The sequence below is a fragment of the Cupriavidus sp. 22TCCZM01-5 genome (genome assembly GCF_057798915.1).
In genome coordinates, this window is the sequence record NZ_JBYOJR010000020.1 from 58,840 (window position 1) to 77,793 (window position 18,954).

The following is an 18,954-nucleotide window of genomic DNA, read 5'->3' on the forward strand; positions in this document are numbered from 1 at the left end:
GGGCGGATACACTGCCGCCATGAACCTGGCACGCCCCCGCCATCCTCACCTTCCCTTCATGCCCTGGCCGACCAGCTCACGGCGCCGCACGCCCCCGCCGCCAGCAGGCAAACCCCAACCTGACCAATGACTGCCACCGCAACCAGCCCAGCCGACCGGCTGCAGCGCCTGCTTCCCTGGACTCAACGCGTGTCCCGTGCCACCTTGCGCGCGGACGTGGTCGCGGGACTGCTCGGCGCCGTGCTGGTGTTGCCGCAGGGCGTGGCCTTTGCCACGCTGGCGGGGCTGCCGCCGGAGTACGGCATCTACACGGCCGTGGTGCCATGCATCATCGCCGCGCTGTTCGGGTCGAGCTGGCACGTAATGTCCGGTCCGACCAATGCCAATTCGCTGGCGCTGTTCGCCATGCTGAGTCCCGTGGCCTTCGCGGGCAGCCCGGCTTATATCGGCCTGGCGCTGTCGGTCACCATCCTGGTCGGCTTGATGCAGTTTGCGGTCGGCACGCTGCGGCTGGGCACGCTGGCCAACTTCATCTCCCCTTCCGTGCTGCTCGGCTTCACCTGCGGCGCAGCCACGCTGATCGGCCTCTATGCGCTCAAGGACCTGCTCGGCCTGGCGGTGCCCACGGGCACCAGCGCATTCGGCGTGCTGCGCTTCCTGTTCGACAACCTGGACGCCATCAACTGGGGCGCAGCCACCGTGGGCGCTGTCACGCTCGGCGCGACGCTGGTGTTCAAGCGCCTGGGCAAGCGGCTGCCGTTCATGCTGCTTGGTCTCATGGCCGGCTACGGCGTGGCTTTGGTGCTGAACCGGACCGGATGGGGGGGCGAACACCATGTCAATGTGGTCGGACCGATCTCCTCGGCAATTCCGAGCTTCCGTGTGCCGGATGTTTCCTGGCGCAGCGTGCCGGACCTGTTCGGCATCGCCTCGGCGCTGACCATCGTCGCACTGGGCCAGTCGATCTCGATTGCCAAGGCGGTAGCGTTGCGTTCCGGCCAGCATATCGATGCCAACCGCGAATTCATTGGCCAGGGGCTGTCGAATATTGCCGGCGGCCTGTTCTCCGGCTACATCTCGTGCGGTTCGCTCAACCGCTCGGTGCCGAATTTGGAGGCCGGTGCGAAGACGCCGCTGGCCAGCGTGTTCTCGGCCCTGTGGCTAGTCCTGCTGGTGGCCGTCAGCGCGCCGCTGCTCGCGCAGATTCCGCTGGCCGCGATCGCGGCCATGCTGCTGCTCGTCGCCTGGGGCTTGTTCGACTTTGCCCGCCTGCGCCGCATTGCCGCCCTGAGCCGCACCGAGTTCGCTATCGCCGTGGGCACCTTCGCCGCCACCCTGGTGATCCGGCTGGAGATGGCGGTGCTGCTCGGTACCATTCTTTCGCTGGTCGCCTACCTGTACCGCACATCACGACCGGCGGTGCGCAGCCTCGTGCCCGACGCCGACGACCCGGGCCGCCGCTTCACGCCGCTGGACGAATTGCAGCGGCCGCAGCCGGAGTGCCCCCAACTCAAGCTGCTGCGCATGGAAGGCGCCATCTATTTCGGCGCCGTGCAGTACGTGACGGATCGGCTGCACTGGCTGCGCACGGTCAATGCCAGCCAGAAGCATCTGCTGGCCATGACCAAGAGCATGAACTTCATCGACCTGGCCGGCGCGGAGATGTGGGAAGCCGAACTGACCGAACGGCGCGCCGTCGGCGGCGACCTGTACTTCCACCGTCCGCGCACGCAAGTGCTGCAGACCTGGGAACAAACGGGGTTCACCACCAAGCTCCGCACGGACCACATCTTTTCCACCAAGCGTCAGGCGCTGCACACGATCATCGGGCAACTCTCTCCCGATATCTGCGCGCAGTGCCAAGTGCGCATCTTCGAAGAGTGCGCGCAGCGCCCCGGCGCGCAAACGCACGCGGAAGCGCTGTGACAGCCGCGTCAGAATGACAGGTCCGAATGATTGAAGCGGGAGACTGGCATCGGAGATAACCGGATGCCGCACGGTAAGACGGATTGGCAGCGGCGGAGTATTGCGCTACCGGAAAGAGGCTGATGCGAGATGGGCGCCCGCGGCTTGCCTGCGGCTGGCCGGGGCATCCATCCGGATCAGACCGGCGCCACGTGTGCGCGCTTGACGACGACCGGTTGCGGGACGCCTTGTTCAATCAGCACCACCGCTGCGCGCTCGATCGTGTCGCGCCCGGCGCGGAAGGCTTCTTCCAGCGACAGGACCTGGTCCGCGCTGAATCCTTCCCATAGTGCTTCGCGTGTCACGACGCACGTTACCTTTTCGCCATTGACGATGGCGTGGAACAGCAAGCCTTCGTTATTGATGTCGTAGCGCTCTTGCTCTTGGAACTTGATATCCATCGGTGCAGCCCTCCATATGCAAGTGGAGAAACATCCTAACATGGCCGGAGCAATATCGTATGCGCGGACCTTCGTTGATCCACTCAATCGAATGACCTCCGGACAGGCGCGCCGGTTCCCTCCACATTCGGAGCGATGCCAACGCCGCAGGCGCTGCGCGAGTTCGGCCCGAACTCGTTTGATGTACGCGGGTGTTTGACAAACTCCGAAATCATGTTAGAATCTTGTTCTTCGTTGGGGCGTTAGCTCAGTTGGTAGAGCAGCGGACTCTTAATCCGTAGGTCGAGTGTTCGAGTCACTCACGCCCCACCATCGAATACAAGGCAAAAGGCCGGAAGCATCTGCTTCCGGCTTTTTGCTTTTTGCTTTTTGCTTTTGGGCTGCGCCTGCAGGCGGCAGGCGCAGCAACACACTCAGGCGCCGCTGTCGCGTGCGCGCTCGAACAGCGTGCGCGCGAGCTGGCGGTGCCGCGACAACACGACCGGCAAGTCGGCCGTCAGCAGTTCACCGTCACGAACCACCACGCGTCCGTTGATCACGCTGGTGACCACATTGGCGGGCGCGCAGAACACCAGCGCGGCAACCGGGTCATGCCCGCCCCCGGCAAAGCCGACAGCCGACATATCGAAGGCCACGAAGTCGGCAGACATGCCGGGGGCCAACGCACCGATGTCATCCCGATTGAGCACGCGCGCACCGCCGAGCGTGGCAATCTCCAGTGCCTCGCGCGCGCTCATCGCCGCCGGCCCAAACCCGACGCGCTGCAGCAGCATGGCCTGGCGCGCCTCGCCAAGCATATGCGCGCCATCGTTCGAGGCACTGCCGTCCACGCCGAGGCCAACTTTGACGCCGGCATCGCGCATGGCGCGCACCGGGGCGATGCCTGACGCCAGCCGCATATTGGAGCACGGGCAATGCGCAACACCCGTACCCGTACGCGCAAACAGGGCGATCCCCTCCTCGTCGAGCTTCACGCAGTGGGCATGCCAGACATCGCGGCCGACCCAGCCGAGATCCTCGGCGTACTGTGCAGGCGTCAGCCCGAACTTCTCGCGCGAATAGGCGATGTCGTTGTCGTTCTCGGCCAGGTGCGTATGCAGCGACACGCCATAGTGGCGAGCCATGAGCGCCGATTCGCGCATCAGGTCGCGCGACACTGAAAACGGCGAACAGGGCGCCAGCACCATGCGCAGCATCGCGTGACGAGAACTATCGTGATACTGCTCGACCAGGCGCTGGCTGTCGCGCAGGATGGCGGCCTCCTCTTCCACCACTACATCCGGCGGCAGGCCACCCTTGCTGCGGCCGACGCTCATCGAGCCGCGCGCCGCGTGGAAGCGCATGCCCATTTCCTGCGCGGCGGCAATGGAGTCGTCGAGGCGCGATCCGTTTGGATAGAGATAGAGGTGATCGCTCGTGGTCGTGCAGCCCGACAGCATCAACTCGGCCATCGCGGTCTTCGTCGAGATGCCGATCATCTCCGGTGTCAGGTGCGACCACAGCATGTAGAGATTGGTCAGCCACGCAAACAGCTCGGCATCCTGTGCCGCGGGCACGGCGCGGGTCAGGCTCTGGTACATGTGATGGTGCGTATTGACCAGGCCGGGAATCACTACACGGCCGCGCATGTCGATGACCTGCGCCGTGCCATCGTCGATCATGCGGCGATACTGCGGCGGCAAATCCGCCGTCGCCCCGACCCATTGCACCGCGGGGCCGTCGGCAACCAGTGCGCCATCGGGTATTTCTCGCCGTTGCGCATCCATGGTGACAAGCACATCGGCGTTCAGGGCAATCAGGGTCATATCGGCAAGTCTCTGGCGGTTGGCATGACGCGAGTCTAAGACCCGCTCCGTCAATCCCAAAGCACAGAATTTCGCCAACCATGTCCACAAAATGTGGACACACAATAACGCCCGCAAAAACGCAGGCGTTAGCGCCCTTGCGCGAACAGCGCCGCCAGCGTTGCGCCGATACTCCCGGCCATCAGCTCAGCCGCCGGGCTTAGCGTGCCGTGCGCACGCGCCACCAGGGCGAGGGTCTGGCGCCGCAGGTAGCGGTCGCGCAGCGGCACCAGCACCAGCGCGCCGCGCGCGCGTTCCTCCATGATGTCGAGCGGATTGAGCAAGGCGACGCCGCTGCCCAGCATGACCAGGCGCTGGATCAGCGCCATCGAGGTCGACTCGGCGGCCGGCGTCACGTCGATGGCATTGCGCGCAAAGGCGTCATCGAGGATGGCTCGGATCGACAGCGATGGCGCCGGCAGGACCAGCGGATAGCCGACGCACTCGCTGAGCAGCACGGAGGGTTGCTCAGCGAGTGCGTGGTCTGGCGGCACCACGGCGCCAATCTGCCAGTCGCTGGTCGCGAGCACGCGCAGCGCTGGCGCGGCGGGCAGGTCGTAGCCGAGACCGAGGTCGGCCTCGCCCTGCTCCACGGCGGTGGCAATCTCCGCCACAGGCAGATCCACCACGCGCAGGATGATGCCCGGATACCGCTGGCGGAAATCATGCACCAGCGATGGCAGCAACGACCCCGCGAGCCCGGCGGTTGCAGCCACCGTGACCTCACCGCGCCGGGCGCCCTTGAAGTCCTCGATCCGCTCGCGCAATGCCTCGTGCTCGCGCAAGGTCTGCCGGACGTGAGCGAGGACCATCTCGCCAAGCGGTGTCAGGCGCAGGCGCCGGTTGATGCGCTCGAATACAGGAGCGCCGAGCTCGGCTTCCAGGTCCAGAATCTGCCGGTTGATCGCAGTCGGCGCCACATGGAGATGCTCCGCGGCCTTGCGGATCGAACCGCGGCGTACCACCTCGTCTAGATAGCGCAGGATCCGGGCATGCATGGAGTTGTCTGGTCGTCACGGCTTTCGGCGTGACTGACCGCATCAGGAAGCTCGGCATTGTAGCCGCGAGTGCCGGAAAAGAAAGTTCGCCTCACCTATTGCGTCTTACTAGATACCTTGCTACAATCTTTTTCTTCGTTGGGGCGTTAGCTCAGTTGGTAGAGCAGCGGACTCTTAATCCGTAGGTCGAGTGTTCGAGTCACTCACGCCCCACCAGCGAATTCCCAGAAAAGGCCAGCCGCAAGGTTGGCCTTTTTGCTTTGATGCGCTTCTGCTGTCTTTGCTGGGATGCCCTCTTGCCCGCGCACGGCAGCACCTGCCATTTCTTGATACGCGGGTTCTCCCTGATACCACTCACCGACCTTTCCCTGTTGAATGGCCACCGGCGCACAACGCGGAACGTAGTTCCGTATCGCGGAACCAAATTTCTGTGGGTTGTTGGCTGGTTTCGCACAACGAGGACCAGCCTGCCGAGTCAGGACCGGACGATTCACCGACAAGCGCAGGCGACCCAGAATCGCCATGAAGAACGCCCCAGGTATCCGGCCCGGCGACAATCAGTGAATGAAGAACGGAGGCACTCCTTGAAAGCAGTTCTCAAAGCAGGCGCTGCAGCCTGCATCGCGGCCCTCGGCCTGTTCCACGGCGGCGCCCAGGCGCAAAGCTACCCGACCAAGCCGATCCGCCTGATCGTGCCGTTCGCGGCCGGCGGCACCACCGACATCGTGGCACGCGCCGTTTCCGACGCGCTCGGCCGCGAACTGGGCCAGCCCGTCGTGGTGGAAAACCGCGGCGGCGGCGGCGGCGCCATCGGTGCCGATGCCCTGGCCAAGTCCACTCCGGACGGCTATACGCTGGGCATCGCTACCGTAAGCACGATGGCCACCAACCCGGCCACCAATGCCCGCAATCCGTATGACCCGATCAAGGATTTCGCGCCCATCACCAACCTGGTGAACGTGCCGAACGTGCTGACGGTCAACCCGAAGGTCCCGGCCAAGACGCTGAAGGAATTCGTCGCGCTGCTCAAGTCCAACCCGGGCAAGTACAGCTACGCGTCGGCTGGCAAGGGCAGCATTTCCCATCTGGATGGCGAGCTGTTCAAGGACATCACCAAGACCGATATGGTCCATATCCCGTACCGCGGATCGGGCCCGGCGCTGAATGACACGCTGGCCGGCCAGGTCAATGTCCAGTTCGACAACCTGCCGTCCTCGATGCCGTTCATCCAGGCCGGCAAGCTGCGCGCGCTGGCCGTGGCCGCGCCCAAGCGCGTGGAAGGTTTGCCCGACGTGCCGACCTTCGCCGAAGCCGGCATGAAGGATATGAACAACATGGCATGGTATGGCCTGGTCGCCCCGGCCAACACGCCGGCCGCCATCGTCGCGCGCGTGCACGATGCCGCCGTCAAGGCCCTGCAGGACCCGGCCGTGAAGCGCCGCCTGGCGGATAGCGGCGCCTACCCCGACGGCAATACGTCGGCCCAGTACGCGGCCCAGATCAAGCGTGAACTGGACCTGCGCAAGAAGATTGCGCACGACCAGAACATCACGCTCGAATAAGGGCATCTGCCCTGCAAGAAGAAAGCCGGCTGCATACCAGCCGGCTTTTTTTTGGCTCTTCGCCGGATTGCGGGGAATGGGCGAATAGGCGAAAAGGGAGAAGCACCGCGCCAGCGCCGTTGATGCCCTGCGCATACCGAATTGGACGCGCGCGCTGCGCAGCCATAGGCGTCCTACCACTGACGCTATTGGAACGCTGTACCCGAGCCCTACATGGGGATCGTACAAGAGCCGGTTATCGCAGGCACTGGTTCTGAATCACTATGCGTAGCAGGCTCGAACGGGCACCCAAGCATCGCGAGACCAAAGCCGCTTGAACACAAAAAGCGCATCGTTGATGGCCAGCCGCCAGGCGACGCGCTTTTCTGCTTACTCTTTTGTCGCTCGGACAAAAAGTGGCTCGCCGGCTACGCCGGCGAAACAGCGGCGCCTGCAAAGCACGACAACCCATCCCCGCATCCGGCGAAGAACCCTTTTTTGTGCCTGATCGCACACTATTGCGCACCACCAGGAGATGTCGATCCTTATTCTGCATCAACTTTGACTTTGCACAGGTCGTTGCCGGACAAGAAAGCGTTCAATGCAACTAGAAGAAAGTTTCACTATGCGGACCAGCGCCGACCTCGGTACAGTAGCCGGGGATGATCCGCCAAACTCGGCCCCAACCGGATCGCGCAGGCGCTGCGCGACCGCCACTCGCGAGGATGAAGATGCTCAAGAAGACCGTTCCGACCCTGATCGTTGCCGCACTGGCGGCCTTCGGTGCAACGCAGCTTGCGTATGCGCAGAAGAACTACACGGAGGGCGGCGACCTGTACGGCGGCAGCCACGCCAAGAAGAAGGCGAGTCCGAACCAGAACGCAGCCAAGTCGGGCAAATTCGATCCATACACGGACGGCGCAAAGCAGTCGACCAAGGCCGACCTCGCTGGCAAGAAGACCGATCCATACACCGACGGCGCCAAGGCCGGCAAGCCCGACCCGTACACCGACGGTGCCAAGGCCGGCAAGTTCGATCCGTACACCGACGGCGCCAAGTCCGGCAAGTACGACCCGTACACCGATGGCGCCAAGGCACCCGCGGCGAAGTCGCAGTAAGACTTCTGCGTCGCCTGCTCTGCGGAGCAGGCTGCAAACAAAACAGCCCGCATCTGCGGGCTGTTTGCTTTCGATGCCAGCGATCAGGCAGCCATCGCGTGCTGCGGCACGGAGGCGCGCATGGTGCCTAGGTCGCGGTAGCGCACATGCCAGGACAACGCTTCCTCCAGCAGGTGTGGCGTCTGCCCGCCAAGCCGGCTGGCGCGGCGGAAATAGTCGTTCAGCACGTCGCGATAGGCCGGATCCGCGCAGTTGTCGATGACCTGCCTGGCGCGTTCGCGTGGCGCCAGGCCGCGCAGGTCGGCCAGACCGTGCTCGGTCACGATGATGTCGACATCGTGCTCGGTGTGGTCCACATGCGCCACCATCGGCACGATGCTGGAAATATCGCCGCCCTTTGCCACGGACTTGGTCACGAATACCGACAGATGCGCATTGCGTGCGAAATCGCCCGAGCCGCCGATGCCGTTCATCATGTGCGTGCCTCCGACATGCGTCGAATTGACATTGCCGTAGATGTCGCACTCCAGCGCGGTATTGATGGTGATGAGCCCGAGCCGGCGCAGGATCTCCGGATGGTTGCTGATCTCCTGCGGCCGCAGCACCAGCCGCGACCGGTACCGCTCCAGGTTCGCGATGAAGTGCTGGTAGACCGGGCGCGACAGCGTCACCGACGACGCCGAGGCAAACGCGAGCCGCCCCGAGTCGAGCAACTCGATCGTGCTGTCCTGCAGGACCTCGGAGTACATCTTGAGATCGTGGAACGGCGAGTCGATCAGCCCATGCAGCACGGCATTTGAAATCGTGCCGATGCCGGCCTGCAGCGGCTGCAGCGACGGCGACAGCCGCCCGGCGCGGACTTCGCGCCCGAGAAACTCGCTCAAGTGCCCCGCGATCTGGCGCGTGCCTTCATCGGGCGGCAGCGCGTTGGATGGACTGTCGTCCTTGCCAGTGATGACAATCGCGGCAATCTTTTCCGGATCGATCGGGATATACGGCAAGCCGATGCGCTGCTCGGCGGAAATCAGGGGGATCGGCTGCCGGTATGGGCGCTGCACCGGGAAGTAAATGTCGTGGAAGCCCTCGAGCGCCAGCGGCATGTTCATGTTGATCTCGACGATCACCTTGCGCGCAAGCATGGCAAAGCTGGCCGAGTTGCCGACCGAAGTGCTCGGCACGATGCCGCCCTGCTCCGTGATCGCGACCGCTTCCACCACGGCCACGTCCACCGGCGCAATCTGGCCGGAGCGCAACTGCTCAACCGTCTCGGACAGATGCTGGTCGATGAACATGACTTCGCCGGCGTTGATCTTGCGCCGCAGGGTCTCATCGGACTGGAAAGGCAGGCGGCGCGCGATCACGTCGGCCTGCGCCAGCACCTTGTCGATATCGTTGCCGAGCGACGCGCCGGTCATCAGCGTGATGCGCAGCGGCTCAGTAGCGGCGCGGCGCGCCAGTGCGAATGGCACTTCCTTGCAGTCGCCCGCACGGGTAAAGCCGCTCATGCCCACCGTCATGCCGTCGCGGATGAGCTCGGCTGCCGTATCGGCCGAGACCACCTTGTCCAGCAGCCTCGGCAGGCGAATGCGTTCCTTGTACATCTTCATCTCCGGTTGCCGGGCGGTTCCGGTCCACCCGTGCGCCCCCGGAAGTCATGGCGTCGGGGGTTGGAAAGGCAGTGTAGTCACGTCGCCGCATTCCAACATGGATTTAAATTCATAAAAACAAGTCGCTTTTTTCATAAGCCTAAAACAAGGGCGAAGTGCCGGCCATGCCCCCTCCATTTGGGCAGAAAAGGGCCTTCCGGCGACGGCGGGACAAACCCTAGGAAACATACAAAAAGCCTTGGCTTCTGGTAGTGTCTGCCGCATCAGGAAAGACCGCCCCGATTTGACCCTGGAGTCGAGGCGCGGCGCCTGTGCCGCCCGGGCCGGCCAAGCTCCGGCCCAAGAGCGTTGCAATGTCGGCGACAGACATGAGGAGACGCCAAAACATGCATAGCAAACCACTCGAACCCAACGAGCCGGTTGTCCTTGCCCTGATGGACGCGGTCACCGCCTGGCAAGGTGCTTTGGAACAGACCCTTTCGGCCTCCGGGCTCAACTATGGCAAATGGCTCTTGCTGCGAGCCATCATGCAGAACGCATTCGTGCGCCACGAGCCGCTTGCGGGCGTCATGCCGATCGACGCCGCACGCGCCGAACACATGCTGGGTGAGTTACAGCGCGACGGCTGGATCGAGTATTCAGACTCCGGCGCACCGCGGATCAGCGCTGCGGCTGAGGGCCGCGTCGAACGCGTGTGGCAGGCGGTCAAAGCCCTGCACTCGGTCTCGGTATCGCCATTCAGTTCGCACGAGCGCGTGGCACTCGGCGCGCTGTTGCAGCGCATGAAGCTGACTTTGAGCGATCACTCCGCGCGCCGTAGCCGCAACCCGGCTAACGAGCCGGTGACGCTGCACACCGCGGCAGGGCGTGTGGCGGCTGGTGGCGCCGGCGCAGCGCAGCCGATGTCCGCCTGATTTACCCCCTCGAAGGCGCTGTCCGGCGCCGTGCTGGCGGGCAAGTTCGCCCCCCACGACTTTCCCCTCGCAACGTGCTGTTTTTTCCTAAAGTATGAGCATGCGCCGGCACATGCATCGTCTGAGTCCAGACGCGCTGCATGGGCCGCCCCCCGCGCCCCATACCGCAAGGAGGCACCATGCCGCAGGAGAACGAAGAAAAAGTCGCACACCTGCAGGAAGAAATGCTGGCGTTCGCGCGGGAGCGACTGCCCGCGGCGGGGTTCGAGCTGCTCGGACCGATTCTGCGGCATTACTACGACCAGACCGACGCCGATGACCTGATCCACCGGGACGTCGCGGACATGTATGGCGCCGTGATGGCGCATTGGCAGACGGCGCAGAAGTTCGTGCCTGGCACCGCGCGCATCCGCGTGTACAACCCGAACCTGGAAGAGCACGGCTGGCACTCCGACCATACCGTGGTCGAGATCGTCAACGACGACATGCCCTTCCTGGTCGACTCCGTGACCATGGAGATCAACCGCCTGGGACTGGTGCTGCACTCGGCGATTCACCCGGTATTCCGCGTATGGCGCGGTGTCAAAGGCAGCATCGAGAAGATCGAACTCGGCGGCGCCGGCAGCGACGCCGAATCGCACCTGGAATCCTTCATCCACTTCGAGGTGGACCGCACCGGAGAGCCGGCGCGGCTGGAGGCGCTGCGCAGCGGCATTGCACGCGTGCTCGGCGACTTGCGCGCCGCGGTCGAAGACTGGCAACGCATGCGCGAGATCACCGAGACCACCATTGGCACGATGGCGCAGGCCCCGGACGCCGCCAGCGCCGACAGCACGGAAGGCCGGGCCGTCCTGCAATGGATGCTCGACGACCACTTCACTTTCCTCGGCCAGCGCGACTATGAGCTCATCTCGCAGGACCAGCGCTATTTCCTGCGCGGCGTTCCGGGCACCGGGCTTGGCATCCTGCGCGAAAGCCTGCGTGCGCCCGAAGCCGAAGACCTGACGCCGCTGCCCGCCGCAGCCACGTCCATCATCCAGGGCAGTTCGCCGATTTTCCTGACCAAGGCCAATTCGCGCTCCACCGTGCACCGCCCCGGCTACCTGGATTACATCGGCGTCAAGCTGCTCGATGCCAACGGCAAGCTGTTCGGCGAACGCCGCTTCGTGGGCCTGTACACGTCCACGGCGTACACCTCGCCGATTGCCGAGATACCGCTGGTACGGCGCAAGTGCGCGAATATCCTGGCCCGTGCCGGGTTCCTGGCCAAGGGTCACCTGTACAAGTCGCTGGTGACCATCCTCGAGCAGTATCCGCGCGACGAACTGTTCCAGATCGACGAAGACGAGTTGTTCGACATTGCGATCGGCATCCTGCGGCTGCAGGAACACCAGCGCACGCGGCTGTTCGTGCGGCGCGACCGCTTCGACCGCTTCGTGTCCTGCCTGGTGTTCGTGCCACGCGACAAGTACAACACCGACCTGCGCCAGAAGATCCAGAAGATCCTGATGAGTGCCTTCCACGGCAACGCGTGCGAGTTCACGCCGCTGCTGTCGGAATCGCCGCTGGCGCGCATCCAGCTGACTGTGCGCGGCGAGCCCGGCAGCATGCCGCAAGTCGACACGCAGGAACTGGAAGCGCGCATCGTCCAGGCCAGCCGCCGCTGGCAGGACGACCTGGCCGAAGCGCTGCACGAGAGCCGCGGCGAGGAACAGGGCAACCGCATGCTGCGCCAGTACGGCGGCTCCTTCCCGGCCGGCTATCGCGAAGACTACCCGGCTCGCACCGCCGTGCGCGACATCGAACTGATGGAACATGCGCTGCGGGGCAACGGCATCGCCATGAACCTGTACCGCCCGATCGAGGCGGTACCGGGCGCTTTCCGCTTCAAGGTCTATCGTGCCGGCGAGCCGATCGCGCTGTCGCACAGCCTGCCGATGCTCGAACACCTTGGCGTGCGCGTCGACGAAGAGCGGCCCTACCTGATCGAGCCGGACAGCGGCGCGCCGTTCTGGATCCATGACTTCGGGCTGGAGATCGCGGACAGCGCCGGCGGTGCCGATTTCGATATCGAACGCATCAAGGCGCTGTTCGAAGACGCCTTCGCGCGCGCGTGGAACGGGGAGATCGAGAACGACGACCTCAACCGGCTGGTTTTGCGCGCCGAGCTGGCGGCGCGCGATGTGACGATCCTGCGCGCGTACGCGAAGTACCTGCGCCAGGTCGGCTCGACCTTCAGCGATGCGTACATCGAACGCGCACTAACCGGCAATCCCGCCATTGCAGCCAGGCTGGTGGCGCTGTTCGTCGCACGCTTCGACCCGGCCGCGGCCGCCACGCGCGATGCGCGTTGCCAGCAATTGCTGGCCGACATCGAGACCGCGCTGGACCAGGTTCCGAACCTCGATGAGGACCGCATCCTGCGCCTGTTCCTCGGGGTGGTCAACGCGACTGTACGCACCAACTACTTCCACCGCGATACCGGCGGACAGCCGCGCCCCTACGTTTCGTTCAAGTTCAATCCCTCCCAGGTTCCCGGCCTGCCCGAGCCGCGCCCGATGTTCGAGATCTGGGTCTACTCCCCGCGCGTGGAAGGCGTGCACCTGCGGGGCGGGCGCGTGGCCCGGGGCGGCCTGCGCTGGTCGGACCGGCGCGAAGATTTCCGTACGGAGGTGCTGGGCCTGATGAAGGCGCAGATGGTGAAGAACACCGTGATCGTGCCGGTCGGCTCCAAGGGCGGCTTCGTCGTCAAGCGGCCACCGCCGCCCACCGACCGCGATGCCTTCCTGCAGGAAGGCATCGCCTGCTACCAGACGTTCCTGCGCGGCCTGCTCGACCTGACCGACAACCTGGTTGCCGGTGCCCTCGTGCCCCCGCCGGACGTGGTCCGCCTCGATGACAACGATCCTTACCTCGTGGTTGCTGCCGACAAGGGCACCGCCACCTTCTCCGATTTTGCCAACGCGATCTCGGGCGAGTACGGGTTTTGGCTCGGCGATGCCTTCGCCTCGGGCGGCTCGGTCGGCTATGACCACAAGAAGATGGGCATCACCGCGCGTGGCGCATGGGAATCGGTCAAGCGGCATTTCCGCGAAATGGGCATCGACACGCAGACCACCGACTTCACCGTGGCCGGCGTCGGCGATATGTCGGGCGACGTGTTCGGCAACGGCATGCTGCTGTCACCCCATATCCGGCTGGTGGCTGCGTTCGACCACCGCCATATCTTCCTGGATCCGGATCCGGACCCCGTGTCCAGCCTGCAGGAACGCGTGCGCATGTTCGCGCTGCCACGCTCGAGCTGGGCCGACTACGACAGCAAGCTCATCTCCGCGGGGGGCGGCGTGTTCCCGCGCACGGCCAAGACCATCGCGCTGTCGCCGCAGGTGCAGGCCGTGCTCGGCGTCACCGCGAGCACGCTGTCGCCTGCCGAGCTGATCCACGCGATCCTGATGGCGCCTGTGGACCTGCTCTACAACGGCGGCATCGGCACCTATGTCAAGTCCAGCCAGGAAACCCACCAGCAGGCCGGCGACCGCACCAACGACGCCGTGCGCGTCAACGGCGCCGAGCTGCGCTGCAAGGTCGTCGGCGAAGGCGGCAATCTCGGCTTCACGCAGCTTGGCCGCATCGAGTTCGCGCGCCGTGGCGGACGCATCAATACCGATGCCATCGACAATTCGGCCGGCGTCGATTGCTCGGACCATGAGGTCAACATCAAGATCCTGCTCGGCCAGGTCGTGGCCGAAGGCGAGATGACCGAGAAACAGCGCAACAAGCTGCTGGCCGAGATGACCGATGAAGTCGGCCTGCTGGTGCTGCAGGACAACTACTACCAGACCCAGGCCTTGTCGGTGGCAGGCCGCAACAGCGCCGCACTGCTCGATGGCGAAGCGCGCCAGATCCGCTGGCTTGAACGCGCCGGCCGCCTCAACCGCGCGCTGGAATTCCTGCCCGGCGATGAAGAGATTGTCGAACGCAAGGCCGCCGGCGAAGGCCTGACTTCGCCCGAGCGCGCCGTATTGCTCGCGTACAGCAAGATGTGGCTCTACGACGAACTGCTCGCCTCGGATGTGCCCGAAGACAAGCTGGTGGCCGACCTGCTGGTCGACTACTTCCCGGTGCCGCTGCGCCAGCGCTATGGCGATGCCATGCAGCGGCACCCGCTGCGCCGCGAGATCCTGGCCACGCACCTGACCAACCTGCTCGTGAACCGGATCGGCGCGACGTTCGTGCATCGCATGATGGAGGAAACGGATGCCGGGCCTGCCGAAATCGTGCGCGCCTGCCTGCTCGCACGCGATGTATTCGGGCTGACGGCGCTGTGGCAGGAGATCGATGCACTGGACAACCGCTTGGCCGATGCCGAGCAGGCACGCATGTTCAGCGCCGTCGGCCAGTTGCTGGAGCGGGCCTGCCTCTGGTTCATCCGCTACCTGCGCACCGGTGGCACCGCCGAAGCGGGTATGGCGCGCTTCGCGCAATCGGCCCAGTGGCTTACGCCGCAGTTGCCGGCCCTGCTGCCGCAGGCCGATGCGGCGGCACTGGCCGAGCGTGCGCAGGCCCTGACGGAGGCTGGCGTAGAGCCCGCGCTGGCCCAGAAGGTCGCCAGCCGCGACATCGCCGCGGCTGCGCTCGATATCGCGGAAGTGGCAGCTTCCTGCAACCGTCCGCTGGAGCTGGTGGCGGGGGTCTACTTCGCACTCGATACGCAGCTCAGCTTCAACTGGCTGCGGGAGCGTGCGCAGGCGCTGCCCGCCGATACGCATTGGGACTTGCTGGCGCGCACCACCACGCTCGACGACCTCGGGCGCCTCAAGCGCGCCCTGATGACCAGCGTGCTGGCGCAGTCCGGCGACTATGACACGGCCGAAGCACTGATCGACGCCTGGCGCGCCAACCGGCAAGCCGCGCTCGAACGATTCACGCGCATGCTGACCGACCAGCGTGCATCGGGCGCCACGGGACTGTCGATGCTGTCGGTGGCCATCCGCGAGATCGGCATGCTGGAACGCAGCTGAGGCGCGCCGGGCCGGTCCGCTCAGTCCTCTTCCGCGTCCGGCTCGCGGGGGCGGAACTCGAGCCCGAGCAGGACCAGCAGCTCGAAGGCATCCGCGAGCAGGTGCGTCTGCCTTGGTAGCAGGCTGGCATACGGCATGTCATAGATCGACTGATGCGCCGCACGCTGGCCCTTCAGGCCACGGTCCCGGGCGATATCCGACAGCAGCGCCGCAAAGCCGGACAGATCCTGGGCGGACAACGCAGAATTCAGCACCCTGGCAATCACCTGGGGCGACGCGCCTGCCCAGCCGATCAGTTCGGCGTTTGAGGCTGAATTGGGAGGGAGATGGGAAATTTCCATGCGCTGTCTAACGGTCTGTACCGCAGCTCCTTAAGCCGGAAGTAACGTAGCAATTACCCTACATGCGAGGGGGTTCAACCCACATCAGCCATTGCGTTGCACCCACTGGCGCGCCCACGCGATGGCCGCCACGCGTGCTTCATCCGGGGTGGGATAAGTGGCCGGCGGCCCACCACCCTCCAGCACGACGGCTCCGGCCTCCCAGATATCGCACACGGCCTTGAAGCGATCGATACTCAGCGCGTGGCAGAACACGTGGACCATAAAGCCACGGTATTCGACGATGTCGGTGGCCGCTTCGGGCAATGGCTTCGGGTCTACCGCCTGCTCCGGTGCGGCGGGCATGGATTCGGTGGCGCCCGCCTCCGCATGCCGGCGCGCGCTTTTCGCCGCCCACGCGCAGAGGCACGCCAGCGCGACGCCGGTCAGCAAGCCCATCCCAAACCAGCACGCCCTGCTTTGACAATGCGCCATGGCAGCCCCCTCGGACACGTAGAGCGAAGCGCAGCGGCATTCCTGCCGGTATCTGGTTCAGGTTATACCAAGGGCGGTCATGCCGGCGGCGCGACTGCAGGGTCAGTCGCACCGGCACATGCCGTCTCGACAGATGACGCGGGCACGCCAGGCATTTATACTGTACATTCATACAGTACTTATACGCGCACTGCCATGCCGCTCTATCTGTCTGACTCCATCTTGCTGGAAGCACACTATTTCGGTGACGATGCGGAGTACGTGCGCCTGCCCTGCGCGCAGGTCAGCGTCGGCAGCGGCGCCATCGTCGTGCAGGGCATCGAGCTGCGGCACCTCCAAGCTCTACGCTGGACACCCGATTTCCTCTCTTTTGACGCCAGCGGCGATCATCACCGGTACCCCGTCGGCCGACCGGCCTTCATCGGCCCCGACCGCGCGCAGTTTGCCCTGCTCTGACCGCCCCTGACCGTCCCGACAAGCGCCAGCCACGCCAAGCCATGCAAGCCGACACCACCGCCGACCGACTGATTCACGAACTGGGCCTGCAGCCTCATCCCGAAGGCGGCCATTTCCGCGAGACCTACCGGAGCACCGAGAGCGTCCGATGCAGCGATGGCCGGATTCGCAGCGCATCGACCGCCATCTACTACCTGCTGCGCGGCGGGGATTACTCCGCCTGGCACCGCATTCGCTCGGACGAGCTGTGGCACTTCCATGCCGGCACGCCGCTCGATGTGCATGTACTGACTGATGACGGCAAGCTCGTCACGCATCGGCTTGGCAATCCGCTCGAATATCCGGACGCGGTATTCCAGGCCATGGTGCCCGCCAACCATTGGTTTGCCGCCGAACGCGTATCGTCAGGACCCGAGGCTTTCTCCCTGCTTGGCTGCACGGTTGCGCCCGGGTTCGAGTTCAGCGAATTCGAACTCGCGCAGGCCTCCGACCTTGCCAGCGCGTTTCCAGCGCATGCCGCGAAGATCCTGGGGTTCGCGCGCCGACCCGCATGAGCGCTCGCTGTGCGCTGGCTGGAAACCCCGTGCCCGCATGCTAGGATGGCTCAAAGAGTCCGGGAGACATCCATGGTCCAGAAGCGCTACCACGAACTGCCCACCGGGGAACGCGACGCATTCGAAGCCGCCTGTGCCCGGCACGGCTTTGTCCCCGAGGACTTCGAAGTCAGCGTGCAAGAGCATGCTGCCAATGCGCAAAGGACCATCAGCATCGGACGCGTCGTCGGTAGCCAGTTCGAGCAGTATGCGACAGCGGATGGAATCGACTGGGTGGCCTTGTTCGAGCGGGATCTGGCCGGCGACGTATTTGGGTTTCCCTTGGCGGATTGAGGCAAGCCCCGGGTGTCGAGCGCTTTAGATACCTTATCGATTTGCGAGGGTGCTGAGGAGCCTTGGCCCGCTGCGCTCTCCGACAAGGATTGCAGTGGCCGGCCGCGTGATATTGGAAGACTTCCAATATGAACCGCGCACGCGCTACCGTACGCTACAAATAAAAAACCCGCTTGGCCTTATACCAAGCGGGTTCTGTCTGGTCGGGGCGAGAGGATTTGAACCTCCGACCACCTGCACCCCATGCAGGTACGCTACCAGGCTGCGCTACGCCCCGAAGAAGAAGATTATAGCAGAGGCATTTCCCAGATGACCAGCGGTTCTACTGAAATTTATGCCCGCCGCGCGATCTGCTGAAGCTGGGCAAGCAGGTGCTGCACCTCCACGAGTTCGCCACGCAGATTGGCGATATCCACCGATGGTACCGAGGTTTCGGCCGCAGCTTGCGCAGGCGATTCTTCCGGCTCAGCCATCGCCTGGTGATGAGCCTGCCGACCTTCGTCGAGACGATTGCGCGCACCGTTGATAGTGAAGCCCTGCTCGTACAGCAACTCGCGAATACGCCGGATCAGCAGGACTTCGTGGTGCTGGTAATAGCGCCGGTTGCCCCGGCGCTTGACCGGCTTGAGCTGGGTGAATTCCTGCTCCCAGTAGCGCAGCACGTGCGGTTTCACCGCGCACAGTTCGCTGACTTCGCCAATGGTGAAGTAACGCTTGGCAGGAATGGGCGGCAGCGCAACGCGCTCGCTGGATTTGTCCGACATGAGAGGTGTAGACAGGCGTCAGGCCATGCCGGCCGGTTTGGGTTGGCGCTTCGATCAGCGCGCCCTGAAGCATACAGACGCCCGCTGCGGCAAGCAATCCGCCGTTCGGGTGGTCTCTGCGGTCAACCGGGAACACTCAGGCCGGCGCGCTCTTCCACCTGGCTCTTGAGCTTCTGGCTGGCATGGAACGTCACCACGCGGCGCGCGGTGATCGGAATCACCTCGCCGGTCTTCGGATTACGGCCCGGCCGCTGGGGCTTGTCACGCAACTGGAAGTTGCCGAAGCCGGACAGCTTGACACTGTCACCCTGCTCCAGGGCCTCACGAATAACGTCGAAGAAGGCTTCGACCATGTCCTTCGATTCGCGCTTGTTCAGGCCCACCTGGTCGAACAGCATCTCGGCAAGTTCCGCCTTGGTCAGTGTCGGCACTTCCGTGCCACGGATGTCCGGCATGGAGTCGTCGTCGCGGGAGGAAGCCTGCCGGTCGCTCATCTCGCCCAAAGCTGCTGCGGTCATGGAGTTCGCGTCTCGATCATTCATTTCGATCGCTCAAGGAATTCTGTCTGGCGATCCGCCCGGGTGCACTGCCCGGGCGCCCTGTCTAGTGTGCGTGCTGGGGGC

At 64.5% G+C, this 18,954-nt stretch carries 17 protein-coding genes and 3 tRNA genes; 10 read left to right on the forward strand and 10 right to left on the reverse strand.

Annotated elements, in window-relative coordinates; translation table 11 throughout:
- Window positions 1–126 precede the first annotated feature (126 nt).
- A complete protein-coding gene (locus AC3FNH_RS18980; RefSeq protein ID WP_488721178.1) occupies window positions 127–1,926 on the forward strand; it encodes a SulP family inorganic anion transporter in 1,800 nt (599 codons plus the stop codon).
- Window positions 1,927–2,102: 176 nt separating this feature from the next.
- Here AC3FNH_RS18980 and AC3FNH_RS18985 read toward each other — a convergent pair whose 3' ends face one another.
- Complete coding sequence (locus AC3FNH_RS18985) at window positions 2,103–2,366, reverse strand: DUF1488 family protein (protein WP_224079910.1); 264 nt, start codon at window positions 2,364–2,366, stop codon at window positions 2,103–2,105.
- Window positions 2,367–2,602: 236 nt separating this feature from the next.
- On the opposite strand from AC3FNH_RS18985, the gene AC3FNH_RS18990 reads away from it, so the two are divergent.
- Window positions 2,603–2,678, forward strand: a tRNA-Lys gene (locus AC3FNH_RS18990).
- 101 nt (window positions 2,679–2,779) lie between these two features.
- Here the strand turns inward: AC3FNH_RS18990 and AC3FNH_RS18995 are convergent.
- Together AC3FNH_RS18995 and AC3FNH_RS19000 are read right to left on the reverse strand one after the other, a co-directional pair.
- Entirely contained in the window at window positions 2,780–4,171 is a 1,392-nt protein-coding gene (locus tag AC3FNH_RS18995; RefSeq protein WP_488721179.1) for an 8-oxoguanine deaminase, read from the reverse strand.
- Window positions 4,172–4,299: 128 nt separating this feature from the next.
- Window positions 4,300–5,208, reverse strand: a complete 909-nt coding sequence (locus tag AC3FNH_RS19000) for a LysR family transcriptional regulator (protein ID WP_276097650.1) — start codon at window positions 5,206–5,208, stop codon at window positions 4,300–4,302.
- A 140-nt stretch (window positions 5,209–5,348) separates the two neighbouring features.
- Here AC3FNH_RS19000 and AC3FNH_RS19005 point away from each other — a divergent pair.
- Window positions 5,349–5,424 (forward strand) — tRNA-Lys (locus AC3FNH_RS19005).
- On the opposite strand, the gene AC3FNH_RS19010 is transcribed toward AC3FNH_RS19005, so the two are convergent.
- Window positions 5,412–5,732 carry a hypothetical protein gene (locus AC3FNH_RS19010; RefSeq protein ID WP_488721180.1) on the reverse strand — a complete coding sequence of 107 codons (321 nt, stop codon included), beginning with the start codon at window positions 5,730–5,732 and terminating at the stop codon, window positions 5,412–5,414. The two genes, AC3FNH_RS19005 and AC3FNH_RS19010, sit on opposite strands and share 13 nt — an antisense overlap.
- Window positions 5,733–5,792: 60 nt before the next feature.
- Between AC3FNH_RS19010 and AC3FNH_RS19015 the strand changes: the two genes are divergently transcribed.
- Both AC3FNH_RS19015 and AC3FNH_RS19020 read left to right on the forward strand, forming a co-directional pair.
- Entirely contained in the window at window positions 5,793–6,770 is a 978-nt protein-coding gene (locus tag AC3FNH_RS19015; protein ID WP_276097651.1) for a tripartite tricarboxylate transporter substrate binding protein BugE, read from the forward strand.
- Between the two features lie 710 nt (window positions 6,771–7,480).
- Window positions 7,481–7,867, forward strand: a complete 387-nt coding sequence (locus tag AC3FNH_RS19020; protein ID WP_276097652.1) for a hypothetical protein — start codon at window positions 7,481–7,483, stop codon at window positions 7,865–7,867.
- Between the two features lie 83 nt (window positions 7,868–7,950).
- Here AC3FNH_RS19020 and scpC read toward each other — a convergent pair whose 3' ends face one another.
- Window positions 7,951–9,468, reverse strand: coding sequence for a succinyl-CoA:acetate CoA-transferase ScpC (scpC, locus tag AC3FNH_RS19025; protein ID WP_276097653.1), 1,518 nt, complete (start codon window positions 9,466–9,468; stop codon window positions 7,951–7,953).
- Between the two features lie 374 nt (window positions 9,469–9,842).
- Between scpC and AC3FNH_RS19030 the strand changes: the two genes are divergently transcribed.
- Both AC3FNH_RS19030 and AC3FNH_RS19035 read left to right on the forward strand, forming a co-directional pair.
- Window positions 9,843–10,388, forward strand: coding sequence for a MarR family winged helix-turn-helix transcriptional regulator (locus AC3FNH_RS19030; protein WP_488721181.1), 546 nt, complete (start codon window positions 9,843–9,845; stop codon window positions 10,386–10,388).
- Window positions 10,389–10,567: 179 nt separating this feature from the next.
- Window positions 10,568–15,409 (forward strand): NAD-glutamate dehydrogenase, encoded by a 4,842-nt coding sequence (locus AC3FNH_RS19035; RefSeq protein WP_488721182.1) that lies wholly within the window; start codon window positions 10,568–10,570, stop codon window positions 15,407–15,409.
- A 20-nt stretch (window positions 15,410–15,429) separates the two neighbouring features.
- Here the strand turns inward: AC3FNH_RS19035 and AC3FNH_RS19040 are convergent, their stop codons facing one another.
- Both AC3FNH_RS19040 and AC3FNH_RS19045 read right to left on the reverse strand, forming a co-directional pair.
- The gene (locus tag AC3FNH_RS19040) at window positions 15,430–15,750 is read right to left on the reverse strand and encodes a hypothetical protein (RefSeq protein WP_276097656.1); all 321 of its coding nucleotides are present in this window, start codon (window positions 15,748–15,750) and stop codon (window positions 15,430–15,432) included.
- Between the two features lie 84 nt (window positions 15,751–15,834).
- The gene (locus AC3FNH_RS19045; RefSeq protein WP_276097657.1) at window positions 15,835–16,188 is read right to left on the reverse strand and encodes a hypothetical protein; all 354 of its coding nucleotides are present in this window, start codon (window positions 16,186–16,188) and stop codon (window positions 15,835–15,837) included.
- A gap of 231 nt (window positions 16,189–16,419) precedes the next feature.
- On the opposite strand from AC3FNH_RS19045, the gene AC3FNH_RS19050 reads away from it, so the two are divergent.
- The 3 genes from AC3FNH_RS19050 to AC3FNH_RS19060 all read left to right on the forward strand — a co-directional run bounded on the left by AC3FNH_RS19050 (window position 16,420) and on the right by AC3FNH_RS19060 (window position 17,567).
- On the forward strand, window positions 16,420–16,680 hold the full coding sequence (locus tag AC3FNH_RS19050; RefSeq protein ID WP_276097658.1) for a hypothetical protein: 261 nt from the start codon (window positions 16,420–16,422) through the stop codon (window positions 16,678–16,680).
- Window positions 16,681–16,721: 41 nt separating this feature from the next.
- The gene (locus AC3FNH_RS19055; protein WP_276097659.1) at window positions 16,722–17,234 is read left to right on the forward strand and encodes a cupin domain-containing protein; all 513 of its coding nucleotides are present in this window, start codon (window positions 16,722–16,724) and stop codon (window positions 17,232–17,234) included.
- Between the two features lie 72 nt (window positions 17,235–17,306).
- Window positions 17,307–17,567: a hypothetical protein gene (locus AC3FNH_RS19060; protein ID WP_488721183.1), complete on the forward strand. Its 261-nt coding sequence runs from the start codon at window positions 17,307–17,309 to the stop codon at window positions 17,565–17,567.
- A 200-nt stretch (window positions 17,568–17,767) separates the two neighbouring features.
- Here AC3FNH_RS19060 and AC3FNH_RS19065 read toward each other — a convergent pair.
- The 3 genes from AC3FNH_RS19065 to AC3FNH_RS19075 form a co-directional block, all read right to left on the reverse strand.
- A tRNA-Pro gene (locus AC3FNH_RS19065) sits at window positions 17,768–17,844 on the reverse strand.
- A gap of 55 nt (window positions 17,845–17,899) precedes the next feature.
- Window positions 17,900–18,331: a MerR family transcriptional regulator gene (locus AC3FNH_RS19070; protein WP_276097661.1), complete on the reverse strand. Its 432-nt coding sequence runs from the start codon at window positions 18,329–18,331 to the stop codon at window positions 17,900–17,902.
- A gap of 122 nt (window positions 18,332–18,453) precedes the next feature.
- Entirely contained in the window at window positions 18,454–18,873 is a 420-nt protein-coding gene (locus AC3FNH_RS19075) for an integration host factor subunit alpha (RefSeq protein WP_276097662.1), read from the reverse strand.
- Window positions 18,874–18,954: the final 81 nt, after the last annotated feature.